The 18,073-nt window shown below is 60.8% G+C and carries 14 protein-coding genes and 1 pseudogene; 3 read left to right on the plus strand and 12 right to left on the minus strand.

What is annotated here, in order from left to right:
• The first annotated feature begins 34 nt into the window (after window positions 1–34).
• Both ACZRMS_RS14865 and ACZRMS_RS14870 read left to right on the plus strand, forming a co-directional pair.
• The gene (locus tag ACZRMS_RS14865; RefSeq protein ID WP_048361935.1) at window positions 35–640 is read left to right on the plus strand and encodes an SCO family protein; all 606 of its coding nucleotides are present in this window, start codon (window positions 35–37) and stop codon (window positions 638–640) included.
• A gap of 29 nt (window positions 641–669) precedes the next feature.
• Window positions 670–1,134 (plus strand): copper chaperone PCu(A)C, encoded by a 465-nt coding sequence (locus tag ACZRMS_RS14870; RefSeq protein WP_463995853.1) that lies wholly within the window; start codon window positions 670–672, stop codon window positions 1,132–1,134.
• Between the two features lie 65 nt (window positions 1,135–1,199).
• On the opposite strand, the gene ACZRMS_RS14875 is transcribed toward ACZRMS_RS14870, so the two are convergent.
• From ACZRMS_RS14875 to ACZRMS_RS14885, 3 genes are all read right to left on the minus strand, one after another.
• A complete protein-coding gene (locus ACZRMS_RS14875) occupies window positions 1,200–2,543 on the minus strand; it encodes an OprD family porin (RefSeq protein ID WP_463995854.1) in 1,344 nt (447 codons plus the stop codon).
• Entirely contained in the window at window positions 2,540–2,977 is a 438-nt protein-coding gene (locus ACZRMS_RS14880; protein WP_463995855.1) for a pseudoazurin, read from the minus strand. Before ACZRMS_RS14880 ends, ACZRMS_RS14875 begins: the two co-directional genes overlap by 4 nt.
• 201 nt (window positions 2,978–3,178) lie before the next feature.
• Window positions 3,179–4,342: an acetyltransferase domain-containing protein gene (locus ACZRMS_RS14885; protein WP_463995856.1), complete on the minus strand. Its 1,164-nt coding sequence runs from the start codon at window positions 4,340–4,342 to the stop codon at window positions 3,179–3,181.
• A gap of 321 nt (window positions 4,343–4,663) precedes the next feature.
• Between ACZRMS_RS14885 and ACZRMS_RS14890 the strand changes: the two genes are divergently transcribed.
• A complete protein-coding gene (locus tag ACZRMS_RS14890; protein WP_463995857.1) occupies window positions 4,664–5,698 on the plus strand; it encodes a LysR family transcriptional regulator in 1,035 nt (344 codons plus the stop codon).
• A 135-nt stretch (window positions 5,699–5,833) separates the two neighbouring features.
• On the opposite strand, the gene ACZRMS_RS14895 is transcribed toward ACZRMS_RS14890, so the two are convergent.
• The 9 genes and pseudogenes from ACZRMS_RS14895 to ACZRMS_RS14935 form a co-directional block, all read right to left on the minus strand.
• A complete protein-coding gene (locus tag ACZRMS_RS14895) occupies window positions 5,834–6,298 on the minus strand; it encodes a MaoC family dehydratase (RefSeq protein ID WP_463995858.1) in 465 nt (154 codons plus the stop codon).
• Window positions 6,295–7,932 carry an AMP-binding protein gene (locus ACZRMS_RS14900; RefSeq protein ID WP_463995859.1) on the minus strand — a complete coding sequence of 546 codons (1,638 nt, stop codon included), beginning with the start codon at window positions 7,930–7,932 and terminating at the stop codon, window positions 6,295–6,297. Before ACZRMS_RS14900 ends, ACZRMS_RS14895 begins: the two co-directional genes overlap by 4 nt.
• 29 nt (window positions 7,933–7,961) lie before the next feature.
• The gene (locus ACZRMS_RS14905; protein ID WP_463995860.1) at window positions 7,962–9,347 is read right to left on the minus strand and encodes a GntP family permease; all 1,386 of its coding nucleotides are present in this window, start codon (window positions 9,345–9,347) and stop codon (window positions 7,962–7,964) included.
• A gap of 294 nt (window positions 9,348–9,641) precedes the next feature.
• Window positions 9,642–12,719: an efflux RND transporter permease subunit gene (locus ACZRMS_RS14910; protein WP_463995861.1), complete on the minus strand. Its 3,078-nt coding sequence runs from the start codon at window positions 12,717–12,719 to the stop codon at window positions 9,642–9,644.
• Between the two features lie 2 nt (window positions 12,720–12,721).
• The gene (locus tag ACZRMS_RS14915; RefSeq protein ID WP_463995862.1) at window positions 12,722–13,918 is read right to left on the minus strand and encodes an efflux RND transporter periplasmic adaptor subunit; all 1,197 of its coding nucleotides are present in this window, start codon (window positions 13,916–13,918) and stop codon (window positions 12,722–12,724) included.
• A 23-nt stretch (window positions 13,919–13,941) separates the two neighbouring features.
• Complete coding sequence (locus ACZRMS_RS14920) at window positions 13,942–15,525, minus strand: efflux transporter outer membrane subunit (protein ID WP_463995863.1); 1,584 nt, start codon at window positions 15,523–15,525, stop codon at window positions 13,942–13,944.
• A gap of 273 nt (window positions 15,526–15,798) precedes the next feature.
• A complete protein-coding gene (locus ACZRMS_RS14925; RefSeq protein ID WP_463995864.1) occupies window positions 15,799–17,187 on the minus strand; it encodes a tripartite tricarboxylate transporter permease in 1,389 nt (462 codons plus the stop codon).
• Window positions 17,184–17,651 carry a hypothetical protein gene (locus tag ACZRMS_RS14930; protein ID WP_463995865.1) on the minus strand — a complete coding sequence of 156 codons (468 nt, stop codon included), beginning with the start codon at window positions 17,649–17,651 and terminating at the stop codon, window positions 17,184–17,186. The genes ACZRMS_RS14925 and ACZRMS_RS14930 overlap by 4 nt, the downstream gene beginning before the upstream one ends.
• Before the next feature lie 58 nt (window positions 17,652–17,709).
• A pseudogene (locus ACZRMS_RS14935) lies at window positions 17,710–17,952 on the minus strand (hydroxymethylglutaryl-CoA lyase); the annotation flags it as partial.
• Between the last annotated feature and the right edge of the window lie 121 nt (window positions 17,953–18,073).

Here is an 18,073-nt window from a genome sequence, read left to right on the forward strand (position 1 = left end):
ATCGTCAGATCAAGACCGCTTAAAGGAAACCTACATGAATCAATTACTGACTCGCCGCCATGTTGTCGCGGGCCTTGGCTTGCTCAGTCTCGGCTTGCTGGCTGGTTGCGATCCAGGCAGTGGTTTGTCGTACAAGTACGGTAAAGACTTGAGCAATGAAATCCTGGGCCGAAAGTTCAAGCTCAGGGACGCCCAGGGCAATGAGATGATGCTGGGCAGTTTTCGCGGGATGATGCCGATGATTTTCTTCGGTTTCACCCAATGCCCGGCGGTGTGCCCAACGGCTTTGGCGCGCGCCGCGCAGGTCAAGAAAATGATGGGCCCGGACGGCGACCGGTTGCAGGTTGTGTTTATTACCCTGGACCCGGAGCGCGACACTCCGGCCATGCTTGATGCCTATGTAAAAGCATTCGATCCGAGCTTTATTGCGTTGTCCGGCACGCTGGAAGAAACCGCCGCCACGGCCAAAGAGTTCAAGGTGTTTTACGAAAAAGAGCCAAGCGGCTCGTCGTACACCATCGCCCACACCGCCACCAGCTTTGTGTTTGATACCCGCGGCATTTTGCGCCTCGGCCTGTCGCCTTCGCTGTCGGCCAAACAGTGCACCGAAGACCTGCTGACCGTGATGTCGGTCTGCTGATCCACGTTCCCTTTGAAAGAGCCAACGCCATGAAACCTGTTAACTATCTGTTGTTGTCGCTGCTGGGCCTGAGCTTGCAGGTTTCTGCACAAACCGTGGTGGACGATGCCTGGGTACGCGCCACTGTCGTCGGGCAGCCTGCCAGTGGTGCGTTCATGCACATTACCGCTGACCGCGACAGCAAGCTGGTTGAGGTCAAATCCCCGGTTGCCAAAACCGTGCAGATTCATGAATCGACGATGAAAAACGACGTCATGAGCATGAAACCGGTGACTTCGGTGGCCTTGCCGGCCGGTAAAACCATTGCCATCGAGCCTGAGGGCTACCACGTGATGCTGATTGACCTGGTGGGGCAGATCAAAGAGGGTGATGACGTACCGCTGACCCTGATCGTCGAGGACGCCAAAGGTGTCAGGGAATCGATCGACGTCACCGCCAAAGCCCGCGCGTTGAACAGCATGCCGATGCATGATCATGGCGCGATGAAGCACTGATAGCCGACTGAGACTGCTTGCTTGGCAAACGACTCCCGCCGGGTCGTTTGCCACAATTTGACGCTTTAAAACCGTCCGGTTAGCGGGTACTCAATGGCCAGACGGATCTGGTCGGTATCCAGCTCGGCTTGTGCAGTGTTGCCACGGTGCATGTTGTGTCGCAATGACACGATGGTGCCCTTGGCAGTTCCACCCTGAACAACATATCGCGCTTCCAGATCCCGCTCCCAGTGCTTGCCGCCTTTGCCATAACCCAGATAGGCATAGCCGCCGCGGGGGTCGACATGGCTGCCGTCGATCTGGCTGCCGCGCACATAAGCGGCGCTGAGCACCAGGCCGAGCATGCCCCAGGGCGTCATCGCCAGATCGTAGCGCGCTTGCCATGACTGCTCGTTGGGCGCATTGAAGTCGGAGAGTTGCACCGCGTTGGTGATAAAGATCGCACCTCGGGTCACGTAGTCGAACGGCGTGTCGCCATGCACCTTCTGATAACCCAGGCTGAAACTGTGCGGGCCCTGGGCATAGGTGCTCAGCAGGCTCCAGGTGGTGTTGTCGATGTTGCCCGACAGCGCCTTGCCTTCATCAGTGGTGCGGTACAGGTTGAAGTTCAGCGACAGCGAGCGGTTTTCATCAATCGCCTGGCTGAAAGTGGCGCCCAGATACTGCTGGTTCCAGGTGTCCTGGTAGCGGGAGCTGTAGAGGCTGGCACTGAGGTTTTTGCTAGGGGTGTAAACCATGCCGGCCAGGTCAAACGCATCCCCTTTGACGGCATTCGAGTAGTTCACCACAAAGCCCTGGTTGTGGCTGCTGGCGTTGCGGTCGGTGCTCTCGGTGAAATGCCCGGCCACCATTTTCAGTGCGTTGAATTCGTTGCTGGTGAGAAATACCCCGGTGGCGGTCTCGGGCAACAGGCGACTGTCGGATGAGCTGAAGACCGGCGTTTTGACCCGCTGTTCGCCATAGGCCAGCACCGTGTCGGACAGGCGCAGCTTCAACGCCGCGCCCCCGCGGCTGAAATCGTCCTTGGGGTAGCCATCGTTATCCAGCCCAAGCAGGCGTGCCTTACCGGCACGGCCGCCGCCGCTGTCCAGCTTGACCCCGAGGTAGGCGTGGGCATCGATACCCACACCGATCAGGCCCTGGGTAAAACCTGACTGCAAGGTGCCCATCAGCCCGTAGGCCCATTCTTCGGCATAACCATTACGCTCATTGCGAGGTTTGTAGGCATTGCGCGCACCACTGTTGCTGGCGCCGTGGCGGTACTCGCGGTTGTCGTAGACCGTGCGATTGAGCACGCTCCAGGTACTGTCTTCGATAAAGCCATTGGCCCGGGACTGGGCAGAGTCTGCCAGGGCCAATGGGCTCGCGAGGGCGACCAGGAAGGCGGAGCGGGTCTTGACGGCGATCAAGGGCGGGCCTGCTGCGCCAGAGCAGCGTTCATGCGGTCGAGGGCACGTTTGGGCAAGGTTGCAGGCAACACTGGAGGCTCGGCGGCGGGCTCGCCCACCTGGATCAGCATCACCATGCCCATGGCCAGGTGCGGTGTGCACTGGATGCCGTACAGTCCAGGCACGCTGAAGGTCTGCTCGGTCGGCTGGTCCATCTTGCCCTTGAACGGCTCGGCGCCATCGGGCAGCAGCCCGGGCAATGTGGCCGCGTTGTGACCGCTTTGGGTGGGCACAAACCTGACCGTGTCACCGGGTGCTACCTGCAGGTAGTCCGGGTCAAAGACCATGCCGGCGGTGGCACTGCGGGTGAGCATTTTCACTTCGTGGGTCTGGGCCTGCACGGCGGAGCACAGCAGGGTGGCGCCAAGTAAAAGGGTCAGGGATGAAATTCGCATGTTCAGCTATCCATTTGATCAATCAGGAATAACGGAATCGCAGGACTTGCGTACCGTCAAATGAGTCAGTGAGGTAATGCGCCTGTACCTCTTTTTAAATGGCCAACTGATGCTGGATGCCCAGGTGGTTGCGGGGCCGTTTCGTGGAAGGCGAAACGGCGAGCAATGATATTTGATCTTGTTGCCGGGGTTGTTGCAGATTCAGAAATACTTGAGCCAGGTGATATCCCGACGACGCGCTTTCAGCCCGGCAAACCAGCGTACTGGCAAGTACAGTGCGGCGGCCAGCAGTACGGCTGTCAACCAGACAGCGCCGATGCCGTCAAAACCGAAGTAGCTGCCCTGGTTCAGGCCGAACAGGCCAACGCATGCCAGATACAGCACTTTGAGCACGTACAGGTGCAGCAGGTAGAAGAACATCGGTGCCGCGCCGAACACCGCAAGGGTACGGATCCATGGCGCTTGCCGGGCACGTTCAAAACCCCGCAACAGCAAAAGCCCGAGGCCCAGGGTCAAGGTGATGAACAGCAGCGAAGGCGGGTACTTGGTGATGTTGAAAAAACTCATCAGGGTTTGCGTGGCATTGCTGTAATTCGTCCACGGTGCCTCGCCGTAACCATTGAGCAAACGCAGCGCGACAAACCCGAGCAACGCACCGGCACCGGCCAGCAACAGGTAACGCTGGCGTGTGGCGGCACAGGCCGAGCGGGCGAACCAGGGGCCCATGCAGTAGCCCAGCGCGATCACGCCGATCCACGGCAATACCGGGTACGAGGTGCGCAGACGCAAGCTGTCAGAGAACTCGATCCAGCCCCGGTCATGCAGGATGGCCCAGGGCACATGCATCGCCGAACCGACCGGAAAGTGCAGGGTGTCGAGCAAGTTATGCCCGGCGATGATGGCGATGCCGAGCAACAGCAGCAGGGGGCGTGGCAGCCACACCAGCGCGGCAAGGGCGATCATGCTGACCCCGATGGCCCAGATCACCTGCATGTAAATCACGGTGGGCGGGAACTGGAAAGTCCAGGCGAAGTTCACCAGGGTAAATTCCAGCACCACCAGAAAAAGGCCGCGCTTGAACAGAAACGCCGAGACATCCCGCGTGCCCTGATATTTTTCGCCGTACAAATACGCTGAAAGGCCGGTGAGCAACACAAACACCGGGGCACACAGGTGAGCGAGAGTGCGGCTGAAAAACAGCGCCGGGTCGGTGATTTCGATGTTCATCGGATCGGCCACCTGACGGTGCAAAAAGAACGTCTCGCGCACGTGGTCCAGCAGCATGAAAAGAATCACCAGGCCCCGTAGGGCATCGATGGACAGCAGGCGTCGGGATGATGGCGGGGCTTGGGTCGAGGTCGTCATTCAGGGATCACAGGCAGGGAAGGGTTACAAGATATGGTTACTGTATAACGTTTCTATCATGCCTGCCATCCCTTTGAGAAAGATTCTCGATACTGGCGGGCGATGCTCGTTTTGAAGTTACCGTAACAGCACGTTCATAAACGGGCTTCAGGATGTAAGTTTTCCTGGGGAGCGCCCAACGTCAGGAATAAAGCGCCAAGGCATACCTGGAAGGCATGCCTTGGCGCTCTTGAGTATCGACGGCGCAGAACTGAACAAGATTCTCGAGCAGGCAATCACGCAAGGCCAGGACGCAGAAGACCAACAAGACAGGGAGTCCCCATGACATTTTTCGAACCGACGGCACCTCAAACCCGCCAGCGCGACCATGTGCACAGCGAATTGCCAGCGCCCGTCCAGAGCCTGGCAGACACGGTGCCACCCGAGGTGGTCCGCTACTTTCTGGCCAGCGCCCGTTGCGGCTGTTTCTCCCAGGCGGCCCGCAGCCTGAACGTCAAGACCACGCTGTTGCGTAAACGGCTGCTGGAACTGGAAGAACAGGTGCACTGCACGTTGTTCATCGGCCAGGGCCGGACACTGGTGCTCAGCCCGGCGGGGGAGCAGTTGCAGGCGCTGCTGATCGCCCGGGACCGGCGCTTGCCGCAGATCGAACAACCACTTATCCGTCTGGCCGTTGCCGAACCGATCCTGCATGACATTCTCGGCCGCGACCTGATTGCCCTGTTGCGCCGCAACGCCAGCGTGCGGCTGGAGATCATCTCCCTCGACGGCAAGCAAGCCCTGCAAACCGTTGAGGCCGACCTGGTGCTGTGGCTGTCGGGCATGGAATCCCCCGACCCGGGCCCCAGCTTTCATATCCAGCCAGCAAAACCCCTGGCCTGCCTGAATTACCTGCCCCATATCGCCAAACGCTACTCACGGCAGATCACCCGTCCCGAGACTCTCGAAGACCTGATCGACTACATGCTGGTGCAATGGCAACCCGACCGGCACATTGAAGCCCTGCGGCCCTGGAACACTCTGGTGGAACAGCGCCTGAGCTCAGTGGTGCAAGTGAATGACTACTCGCTGATGCTGGAAATGATCCGCTGTGGCGGCTGCATCGGGTTGCTGCCGCGCTACATGAGCAGCTTTGACCGCGACCTGATCGCCTTGCCCGGCCTGCTGCCCGACACCCTGCAGCGCCGGGCATGGATGGCGGTCAATGCCGAGGGGCGCCACCCCGAGGCTGTGCAGATGCTGGTGGACTTGATCGTGAGTACGTTTGAAAGTCGAAAGGACTGGTTTGTCAGTCAGGGTGACTGTCAGTCCATGGCCCCGACCACCGCCTTGAGCCGCTCCAGCCCAGTGCGGTAAAACCCCTCGAAGTTTTGTCTGGGGCTGGTTGTCCGGGTCGACCGGTGGTGGGGAGTCTTGCTATGTCGAGCTGCTCGAGTAACCAACCCGTTACCCCTGAGCTGTCCGGGCCGACGGTTCAGGGGCAGGGCTTGATCAGACCGCTTGTGTGGCAGCCAGATGCGTGCGGTTACTGAGCAGGATTTTGCCGGTGGCCTCGGCAATCTGTTCGCCGCGCTGGTTGGTGCATTGACCGCGCAATACGGCAATGCCGCCGTTGCTGCGGGGTTTTTCCAGGGTCTGGGTGATCGTCCACTGGACGCTCAGGGTGTCGCCCGCGAACACCGGGGCGACGAACCGGCAATTGTGCTCAAGGTACGCCACGGCAGTACCGTAGAAGTACATGCCGATGGAGGCGGACATAAAGGCGCTGGTCATCGGGCCGTGCAGGATAGGCCTGCCGAAACGGCTTTTGGCGCAGAACTCGGCATCGCTGTGCAGCGGGTTGAAGTCGCCAAACATGCCGCAGGCACGGCTGATGTGCGAGGCGTCGATGGTCAGCGACTGGCCGAAGGTTTCACCCTCGGTGATTTCGTCGAAGGCTTTTCCTAAAAAATTCATGCATCAAGCTCCATGGCAGTTCGTTGTTCTTCGCGTTCGCGCAGGGCCTTGCGAATGATTTTGCCCGTGGTGGTCATCGGCAGTTCGTCGAGGAATTCGATTTCGCGGGGGTACTCATGGGCCGCCAGCTGGGCGCGGACGTGGGCCTGCAGTTGTTTTATGGTGGCGTCGCTGGCGGCGTAGCCTTCGTTGAGTACGACGAAGGCCTTGACCACCTCGGTGCGGATCGGGTCTTTTTTTCCGATGGCAGCCGCCAGTTTTACCGCCGGGTGCTTGATCAGGCAGTCTTCGATTGGCGTAGGGCCAATGCGATAGCCGGCGCTGGTGATGACGTCATCATTGCGCCCAAGGAAGAAGATGTAGCCGTCTGCATCCATCGAGCCCTTGTCGCCAGTCACCAGCCAGCCATTGATGTACTTTTCCTCGGTGGCCCGGGTGTTTTCCCAATAGCGCAGCATCTGGCTGCCGTTGGGTGTCGCCACCGCAATGTGCCCAGAGTCACCGGTTGGCACCACCACGCCATAGTCATCGATGATCGCAACGTTGTAGCCGTCGACTGCCCGGCCTATGGCGTGGGCCCGGTAGATGCCCTGGCTGGCGCAGGATGAAACCACCAGATTGCACTCTGTCTGGCCGTAGAATTCGTTGATCCGCACCCCCAGTGCCTGATCGCCCCAGGCCAGAAGCTCGTCACCCAGCGACTCGCCGCCACTGGCGACCGAGCGCAGTGAAAGCTGCCAGCGCTGCTGCGGGTTTTCTACCGGGCGCAGCAGTTTGAGAGCCGTTGGCGGGAAAAAGACATTCCTGATATCCAGCTCTTCGATCAGTCCGAACACCTCTTCGGCGACAAACTTGTCGGCGCGGTAAGCCACCACTGGTACGCCGTGGTACCAGGCTGGCAACAGTACGTCGAGCAATCCGCCAATCCACGCCCAGTCGGCCGGGGTCCACATCCGGTCCCCGGGCTGGGGGAAGCCGTCGTGGGAGCTGCGCACGCCGGCCAGGTGTCCGAGCAGCACGCGATGGGCATGCAGCGCACCTTTGGGGTGGCCCGTGGTGCCTGAGGTGTAGATGATCAGGGCCGGGTCTTGCGCCGCCGTGTCGAGGGTCGCGAACTGGTCGCTGTGGCGCTTGAGTTGCTCATGGTAATCCAGCACGTCGGCACGCTGCGCGGGTGCATCGATGACATAGCACAGCTGTAAATCGGGGAGGTTTGCCCGGATGCCTTCGATCTTCTGCAGGCCGCTGGCGTCAGTGATCAGGGCGCGCATGGCACAGTTTGACGCCCGATGCTCGATGGCATCGGTACCGAACAGTTTGAACAGCGGAACCGCGATCGCCCCCAGCTTGTACAGCGCGATGTGTGCGGTACCAGCCTCCAGGCCTTGTGGCAGCATGATCCCGACCCGGTCACCCGCCTGCACACCTTGCTCGCGCAAGCTGTTGGCCAGGCGGTTGGCGTGCTGTTGCAAGGTCAGAAAGCTGTGTTGCTGAACCGAGCCGTCGGCGTTTTTCTGAATGATCGCAATGCGCTCTGGTTCAGCGGCCCAGCGGTCGCAACACACCTGTGCGATGTTGAAACGTTCCGGGGTACCCGAGTGCGGGTGGTCGGCAGCGGTGGGCGAAGTGTTCATGGTCAAATCCTTGTTGTTATGCGCCATGGTCAGAAGCTGCCGAACGTTGAACCCAGCACCATTACCACCAGCAAAGCGGTCATAGGCACAACGGTCGTCATCATGAATATTTGCGGGTAGGACTGGCGGTGCGTCAGGTTGCAGATCGCCAGCAGGGTGATCACCGCGCCGGAGTGGGGCAGGGTGTCCAGCCCTCCGGCAGCAATGGTGGCGACCCGGTGAAACAGGTCAGGGCTGATGCCCGCAGCCTCGATCATGCGCAGATAGTCACTGCCAAGGGTACGGAAGGCGATGCTCAGGCCACCGGACGAGGAGCCGGTAATACCCGCCAGCACGTTCATGCTGAGCACGGCCGATATCAGCGGGTGATCCGGCGAGACATTGAGAATGGTGTCTTTGATCACTGCAAACCCGGCCATGCCGGCGATCACCGCGCCATAGGCCACTTCCGAGGCGGTGTTGAAGATCGGCAGTAGCGCGCCGATGGTGCCTTTGTTGATGGTGACCGTCAGGTTCTCCCAGCGTCGCCAGTTGAGCAGGATCACAAATACGATGGCGCACATCAGTGCCAACAGCACGGACCACAGCCCTATGACGCTTTGCGGATCGATGTTGCCAAAGCGTTCTTCCCGTAAAACGCTCAGGTCCAGCGAAGGCAGGATCCAGTAGCTGAAGGCTGCGTTGAGGCCGATTACCACGATGATGGGGAGCAGGGCTACGAGCAGTCCGGGCCTTTTTACACCGGCATTCGACGGTAATTCGTCGTCATGGGGGCCGTAGCCTTCGCCGTTGGCCATGGCCTTGCGTGCCCGCGACTGCAAGATCCAGGTGCCCATCCACAGCATGACGATCGAGGCAATGATGCCCAGGCCCGGAGCCGCAAAGGTGGTGGTGCCCAGGTAGGCCGTGGGAATGGCGTTCTGTATCGAAGGCGCGCCGGGGAGTGCGGTCATGGTGAAGGTAAAAGCACCCAGCGCGATGGCGGCGGGCATGTAGCGTTTGGGGGTGCCGGACTCGCGGAAGATGGCGGCCCCGATGGGGTAGACGGCGAAGGCCACGACGAACAGAGAGACGCCGCCGTATGTCAGCAGGGCGCACGCCAGCACCACCGTGAGGATCGCGTGCCGGCGGCCCAGGCGATGCATGAACCAGTCAGCAATGGTATGCGCTGCCCCGGAGTCCGCCACCAGTTTGCCAAACAGCGCACCCAGTATGAACAGGGGGAAGAACTTGATCAGGTAGGCGCCCAGCTCTTTCATGAACAGCTGGGTATAGGTGGGCATGATGTCCGTCGCGGCACCGCTGAGCAGTACCGCCAGGGCGGCCATCAGCGGCGCCAGAATCAGTACGGTCACGCCCCGGTAGGCGAGAAACATCAACAACAGAAGGGATATCAGGATCGCCATCGTGCTCATGGGTGGTTCTCTTATAATTATTGTTTTGACGTTCGGTGCGGCGTGCTGTCCATTGCGACATTCTTCCCGGGCAGCGCGGATGCGCTGTATCCGTAAAGCGCGGCGAAATCGACAGGGCTTACGTTTACGTTTACGTCAACCTAGTGCAGCCACTGTTACATGTCAACCGGATTGGATCACATCTGCAGGTTGAATCAGCTCAAACCAGGGGGCTGGGTCGCGAAGCAAGGGTCGTGGGCCAGATGCCCTGAGCATCCGGCACGGTGACGACCCGCTTCAGGTCAGGCGAGGGTTTCAAGGTGATCCGGCCGCTTCTTCGTCGTGCTGGCCGGGGTGCGGCTGCGTGGCTTGCTGGTGGTGCGTGCTGCCGATGAACATGTACATCGCCGGCACCATGAAGAGCGTCAGCAGGGTGCCGATGGACAGCCCGGCGAAGATCACCAGCCCCATGTCATGACGTCCTGCAGCCCCGGCACCGGAGGCCCAGACCAGAGGCACCACGCCCAGCACCATCGCGGCCGTGGTCATCAGGATGGGCCGCAGGCGCACGGTGGCGGCCTCTTCAATGGCCTCACGCTTGCTGTGGCCTGCGCGCTGCAGTTCATTGGCAAACTGAACGATCAGGATCCCGTGCTTGGTGATCAGCCCCAACAACGTTACCAGGCCCACCTGGGTGTACACGTTGATGGACGCGAACCCCATGGTGATGAAGGCCAGCGCGCCAAAGAGCGCCGGGGGCACCGAGAACAGAATCACCACCGGGTCGCGGAAACTCTCGAACTGGAAGGCCAGGGCCAGGTAGACGATGAGAATCGAGAACAGCAGCAGCCCGACGAAGCCGCCTGACTCCTGCATGAACTGGCGCGACTCGCCCGAGAAGTCCGATGTGTAACCCGATGGCGCCACGTTGTTCAGGATGGTGTCCAGTTTGGCCAGCAGCTCGCCCTGGGCCACGCCACTGACGCCTGAAAGGGTCGCCGAGTTGAGTTGCTGGAAGTGGTTGATCGACTCCGGCTGTGTTGACGTCTCGATATGCGCCACCGTGCGCGCCGGGATCATGTCCCCGGCCGGGGTGCGAATGTAGTAATCGAGGATCTGGTCGGGGTTGAGGCGGTCTACCTGCAACACCTGGGGAATGACTTTGTACGAGCGTCCGGCCGTCGAGAAGTAGTTCACGTAGTTGCCGCCCAGTGCGGCGGACAGCGCTGCACCGACGTCTGCCTGGGTCATGCCCAGTGCCGCAATTTTTTCCCGGTCGACCACCAGCCGGGCTTGTGGCTTGTCCAGTTTGAGGTCCATGTCGGCGAACCAGAACAGCTGTTGTTTCTGTGCCTCGTCCATCACCGCCTGGGCCACTTCATTGAGGTTTTCCACCGAGTCGGTGGTGGTGATCACAAACTGCACCGGCAAACCCTGGGCCCCCGGCAGCGACGGTAGCGGGAAGGCCGCAACGGTCGCCCCCGGCACCTGGTTCCATTTTTGCTGGAGATCCTGCACCAGTTCGGCCTGGGAGCGGGTGCGCTGGTTCCAGGGTTTGAGCAGCACACCGCCCAGGCCCTGGTTGAGTGCGGGCAGCCCGGTGAGCTGGAACATCTGGGCGTATTCCGGCTCCTTGTTGGCTATCTGGAAGGCCTGGTCGGCAAAGCGCTCCATCTGTTGGGGCGAGGCGGTCGGCGCCCCTTTGATCTGCATGAACACCAGCCCCTGGTCTTCAGTGGGCGACAGTTCGCTTTTGGCGGTCATGCCGCTGGCAGCGACCAGCAGGAACAGCACAAAGCCGAACGTCACCAGCACCGGCCACATGTTCAAACCGCCCGACAGTACGCGGCGGTAACGGCGCCGCAGCCAGTCAAAGTACTGATCCAGCCGGCGGGCGAAACGGCCCTCTTCCTGCCCGGGCTTGAACAGCCGGGAGGTCATCATCGGCGAAAGCGTCAACGCCACCACGGCGGACACGGTCACGGCACCCGCCAGCGAGAAACAGAACTCTTTGAACAGTGCACCCGTAAGGCCGCTGCGCAGCCCGATGGGCACGTACGCGGCAATCAGCACCACGGTCATCGCGATGATCGGGCCACCCAGTTCCCGCGCCGCAACCAGCGCCGCCTCCAGCACGCCCTTGCCTTCCTCCTTGATATGGCGGTCGACGTTTTCGACCACAATGATTGCGTCGTCGACCACCAGACCGATCGCCAGCACCAGGGCCAGCAGGGTCAGCAAGTTGATGGAGTATCCCAGCAGGTACATGACGAAGAAGGTCCCCACCAGCGACAGCGGGATCGCCACCAGCGGCACGATCACCGCCCGGAACGAGCCGAGGAACAGGTAGATGACTACAGACACAATGATCATGGCCTCAACCAGGGTCTTCACCACCTCGTAAATCGAAGTATTGATGAACTCGGTGGAGTCATAGACGATGTCGCCGCGCACCCCGGCGGGCAATTGCGATTGCAGCTCGGGGAACGCATTGCGCACATTGGTGGCGACCGTGAGGATGTTCGCATTGGGTGCCACTTTGATGCCGATGAACACCGAACGCTTGCCGGAAAACGCCACGCTGCTGTCGTAGCTTTCGGCGCCCAGGGTGACGATGGCCACGTCCTCCAGGTGCACCAGTGCATCACCTTTCTGCTTGATGATCAGCCGCTTGAATTCATCCACCGTGTGCAAATCGGTCCCGGCCGTCAGGTCGACCGTCACGGTTTGCCCCCGGGTCGAGCCCACGGCAGACAGGTAGTTGTTGTTGGCCAGGGCGGTGGACACGTCCTGGGCGGTCACGTTGTGCGCCGCCAGTTTGTCCGGGTCCAGCCAGGCGCGCAGGGCGAACTGCCGCCCGCCAAGAATCTCTGCGGTTTGTACGCCCTGGATCGAATCCAGCTTGGGCTTGACCACCCGCACCAGATAATCGGTGATGTTATTGGTGGGCAGTGTGTCGCTGTAGAAACCCAGGTACATGGCGTCCGTGGTTTGCCCGACCGCTACCGACAGTACCGGTTCCTGGGCCTGCGCCGGCAGCTGGTTCTTGACCGAGTTGACCTGGGTATTGATCTCGGTCAGCGCCTTGCTGGCGTCGAAGTTCAGCCGCAGCGTGGCAGTAATGGTCGATACACCGGTGATGCTCGACGAAGACAGGTAGTCGATGCCCTGGGCTTGTGCAATGGCCGACTCAAGGGGCTGGGTGATAAAACCGGCGACCGTGGACGCGTCCGCACCGTAGTAAGCCGTGGTGATGGTGACCACCGCATTTTCGGTGCGCGGCCATTGGTTGACCGGCAACTCGAAGATCGAGCGCAGCCCCAGGATCAGGATGAACAGTGAGACCACCACGGCCCAGACCGGTCGCTGGATGAAGGTATCGGTAAGTTTCATGGTTAGTGTTCTTGAGGGGTCGGAGCGGGTTCGTTCAGCGGCGCGGCGCTGTTGTTGATCTGCACCGGCGAGCCATTTTTGAGCTTCATCTGGCCACTGGTGATCAACAGATCGCCTTCCTTGACACCGGACACAATGGCGACCTGATCGCCCCGGGTTGGCCCGGTCTTGATGAAGGTCTGCTGCGCTGTCAGTACGTCCTCACCCTTATCGTTCTTTTGCGCGGTGGCGATGAACACGGTGGTGCCGTACGGGTTGTAGGTGACGGACGTTTGCGGAGCGGTGAGGTAGCGCTGCGCCGTGCCGGAGTCGACCAGGGCCCGGGCAAACATCCCGGGTACCAGGCTGTGTTTGGGGTTATCGACGGTGGCTTCGACCGTGACATTGCGCGTGGTCGGGTCGAACTGGGTGTCGATGGTGCTGATCCTGCCCGTGAAAGTCTGGTTGGACAGGCCGTCGGCCGTCACCGAAACCTCCTGGCCGATGTCGATGGCTTCCAGCTGGGTCTGTGGCACCGTGAAGTCGATGTAGATGGGATCGAAGGTCTGCAGCGTTGCTACCTTGTCGCCGGGGTTGAGGTATTGACCGGGGTTGACGCCAGTTATGCCGATACGTCCGGCAAAAGGGGCGCGAATGGTTTTTTTCGCCACCAGTGCCCGCTGTTGTTCTGCGGCGGCAAGCTTGGCCTTCAGGTCCGCGGTATCGGTGTCCACTTGTGCCTGGGACACGGCGTTTACTGCCAGTTGGGCCTTGTCGCGCTTGAGGACAATCACGGCCAGGTCGGCAGTGGCCTCCAGGGAGTGAAGCAGGGCGATGTCCGAGTCGGCATTCAGTTGCACGAGCAGCGTCTGGTCTGCCACCTCTTGCCCGGGCTTGAAGCCAAGGGTACGCACAATCCCGCCCACTTCAGTGGTTACATCTACCCCTTTTACCGCCTTGATCGACCCTACGGCGGAAACACGGGGCTGCCATTCGTCGAACGGCACGTGCATGGCCGTCACCACCGCGGCGGGCAAGGGCACCTTGGACTGGGCGATCATGGCCGAAATCTGCATGAACTTGACCCCGCCAATGATCGCGACAATCACCAGTACCACCCCGACCATGATGATCATCGGCCGCCACAGCCGACGCTTGCGCGGGCCGTCCGATGCGTTTGGTCCGGATGGCGGGGGGGAGGCAGTCTTGACGTCAGCCATGGTGTCCTCACTGTTTCAATGATTCAGTCGAGCCGCGTCGTACCGGCCGGCGCAGCCTTTCTGTGGGGCGGCATGATCTCTTGCCACGTTGGCAGGCCGAAGCGGTCAGGACTGCCTGCGGTGGCGGGGTCCACGTCGGTGCGGTTCCACCAGCCACCCCCCAGTGCCTGGAAGAGGGCAGTGGTGTCGCTGTATCGGGCGGCCTGGGCCTTGACCCGTGCAAGCACGGTATTTTGATAGCTTTGTTGGGCCGTGAGCAGGTTGATGTACGCCACTGCCCCGAGCCGGAACTGGGCTTGCACCAGGTCCAGGTTGGCCTGGGCGGACTGTTGCGCCGCGACCTGCTGGTTGAGCGCTTCGGCATCGGCTTCCAGCGCCCGCAGCACGTTGGCTACATCCTGGAACGCGGTGATCACGGTGCCCCGGTAGCGGGCCGCCGACTCGTCATAGGCTGCCACGGCGGCCCGCTTGCGATGCTCGAGTGCGCCGGCATCAAAGATCGGCTGGATGATCGAACCGGCGAGGCTCCAGACCCCGGTGCCCGCCGAAAACAGTTTTGTGCCGCTCGCCGCCGTAGAACCCAAGGCCCCGGTAATGCTGAACTGGGGCAACTGATTGGCCACGGCCACGCCAATATCGGCGCTGGCCTGATGCAGTTGAGCCTGGGCCGAACGCACATCCGGCCGCTGGCCGACGATGGCCGAGGGCAGGCTGACCGGCAGCTCCTGTGGCAGGTGCAGGGAGGCCAGGTTGAAGCGCTCGTCCCGATCCTGATTGGGGAACCGGCCCAGGTAGGCCATCAACTGATTGCGGGTCTGGGCCAATTGCTTTTGCAGCGGGGGCAGGGTGGCACGGGTTTGCGCCAGTGCGGTCTGCTGCGTGAGGACGTCGGTATCGGCGATGGCACCCAGTCGCCGCTGGGCCTGCAGGAGGTCGAGCTGGCCGCTCTGGAGCCGGATGATTTCCTCGGTGGCAGCCACCTGATCGCGCAGAGAAGCAAGGCTAACAGCCGTATTCACCACATTGGAGGTCAACGTGAGGTACGTCGCCTCCAGCTGGAAGCGTTCGTACTCGGCTTGCGCCGTGGTGGATTCGATTTGACGGCGTGTACCGCCGAACACGTCCGGAGCATAAGACACGCTCAGCGACGCGGAGCTCACCGTCAGAATGGGCGATAACGAAGTCCCCGTAGTGGCCCCCGATATTTTCTGGCGGCTCTTCGACACATTGCCGTTTACCGAGGGAAACAGCGACGCCTGGTCGGCATACACCAGCTCGTTGGCCTGGCGCAATGAAGCCTGGGCGGCGCTGACATCGGGGTTGGCCTGCAAGGCTTCCTTGACCAGAGCGTTCAGTGCCGGTGAGCGAAACAGCGTCCACCATTGCCCGGGTATGTCCATCCCGGCGATCAGCCGCTGTGCCGCGCCGCCGGTCTCAACGTCTGCCCGGGCGGTGGTAGTGAGCTGTTCTCGTGAATAGTCGGCATTGGTGGCCACATCGGGGCGTTCAAAGTCAGGGCCTACCGTACAGCCCGCCAGGGCAAGGCACAGCAGGCTCAGTGGAGTCAGGAGGTGCGGGTGTCGAAAAAGGGCACAGATACGCGTCATCCGTTGCGGTCCCGCGGCGCGCTGGCGAAGCTGCTCATTCATATAGGCCCTGATTAATCAGCCGGTTAACTGCCTTGTTGGAAAAGAGCACCGGCTCATCAAGCCGCCCACTGCAAAAGGGGCGGGGTGACGGGGTTCAAGTCACGTGCAATAGGTGGGTTAACGTTAATTCAAGAGTGGGAAGACCGCCAATAGAGGGAATCTTGATTGGCTGGTCGTGAGTAAGGCTTGTGGCTATTTTTTGTAGGGATCTTGCACTCATTCTGCGAGGTATCATGGTTGCATCAGGGCAATCAGGGCCGGAACCGTGAGTACGGCGGTGTAATAGCCCATGAACTGCACGCCAATGTTGAAGCCCAGAAAACGTGAAAGAAATCCGCCCAGCAGGCCGATGGTAATGATCACCAGCAACCCCAGCAGGCCGCCTTCCCAGATGCCGATCACCAGGATCAGCCCGACAAAGGTCGATATCACCGCTTCGTGGCTGATATTGCGCGATACATAGGACGCTGCGCGGTGTGCGTAATTCATGGTGAACGGGTAAGCGATCAGAATGGCGATGACCACTGCCAGCATGCCGTACCCAAGAAATTCCCAGGTGCTGAGCAGTGAGTGCAAGTTGTGGACCTGGCCGGTGGCCGTGTCGACGCTAAAGCGTGGAGGCGCATTGAACAGTGGCGCTGCCGGGCCCGCGGCGACCGGACTGAGTGGCAGGCCGAAAGCGATCAACGGGATCAGCGCTTCGGCAAGGTAGGTCGACTCTGTGACCCCGTTACGGGCGGTGATGACGGTGGTCAAGCGGTGGTAGACGTGTTTGACCCTTGAGCCGACGAGCTCGCCCATGATGACGGTCATGGCAACCGGGCTGAACACAAAGGTCGCGCTGGAGATGACGGCGGTGATGGCCGTCCACATGCTCTGCTTGCTATCCAGAACTTTCAGCGGGTTAGGGAAAAATCCACCCCAGCTTTTTACGTCGGGCGAGAGTGAAAAAGTACGCACTTGCTGGCGGCGCATTGTTTCTCGCTCGGCCGGGGCGAGCATGGAGAATAGTGCAGCGATCAGCGGGCCGATCGCGATACCAAGAAAGTAACTGACACTGAGCTTGACCCCGTACTGCCCGGTGATGCTTTGCAGGCCGATGATCACCATGACGAAGGGGATCAGTGTCAGCACGGCCGCCAGGCGCCCTTTGGAAAACCATGCAATCGCGATCGCCGCCAGCAGGAAAACCCAAGGCGCCGCATGCTTGATCATGTCCCCGAACGGCGCGAGCATCACGGCGAACAAAACGGCCATCGGAACGGCAATCAGCGCGGCAATCACGGCCCCCGAAATCATTTTGCGCAGGGCAATGTGCGGCACGCCCAGATTGCGCAGAAAGTTGGCTTCACGCATGAGGGGCGTGGCCATCGTGTCGCCGGGAATCCCCAGTAGCGCCGTCGGTACGGCATGGGTCATATGTTTGGCCACGGCACCCGCCAGGAAGAAGGTCAGCACCCCTGCGGCAGGCACGCCCAACAGCACCACCAGCAAGGTTAACGGGGCGAGGGTGGTCGTTTCATCGCTGCCCGAGATGAGCCCGATCCCGGCGAAAATGACGGCCCCCAGAACACCCATGCCCGCCGCTATCAGGATCTGGTCCAGAAGTGGTTCGATCATGACCGGCCACCTTCAATGCTGGCAGCGCTGACCGGGGATTCGTCGAGGCTGTCGGGGGGCGTATGAAGGCCTTTGTCATACTCAGCGAAAAGATCATAAAGATCCATTTCACGCAGCTCCGCAATCGTGGCGGGCGGCAAGTCAGCCAGGCTGCCAAGGGGGCCATATTCGTTCTGCAATTCGATCAGGATTTTTGAGCGCCAGGCCGGGTCTGTCAGGTGCTCCACGACGTTGCGTTTGGGTTTGAACAGGGTGGCGCTGATGGCGCCGCCGGCCAGGCAACCCACAATCCCCACCAGCATCGCGTAGGCACGTGCCATCTGCGGGTCGGCTACCCAGCCCGCGAGCAGTTGCTGGGCAATGAAGAACGCGCCGAGGCTGACGATTGCGCCAATGCCGATGGAGTAAATCAGGTGACGACCGTCGACCGTGTCGCCCCATACTTCAAACAGTTCGGGTTTCATAAGGGTTCTCCCACTGCCCCAGAGGGCTTTTATTGTTATGAAGGTGAAGAGATGCGGCTTAATGGGTTTTTAAATGGCCACGTTTGGCAAGCAGGGCGCGGGAGACTCTGGAAGCCGTTCCCCGCCCGAGTTCAGCGTTGATGAACTCCCCGGCATCGATCAGCGCATCAAGATCGACGCCATGTGACAGCCCCAGACCGTTCAGCAGGTAAATCACATCTTCAGTGGCCACATTGCCTGTGGCGCCCGGCGAATACGGGCAGCCTCCGAGGCCGGCAACCGAGCTGTCGAAAATCCGTACAAGACCCCGCCATCTGCGGCACCCAGCGCGGTGAAACAAATGCTCCGGCCTCCAGCGTGCGCAAGCCGGTGTCAGCCAGCATTTCCAGCAATTGCACCCTGATCTGCGGTTTTAACGTGCG

It is taken from the genome of Pseudomonas sp. B424, assembly GCF_055408345.1.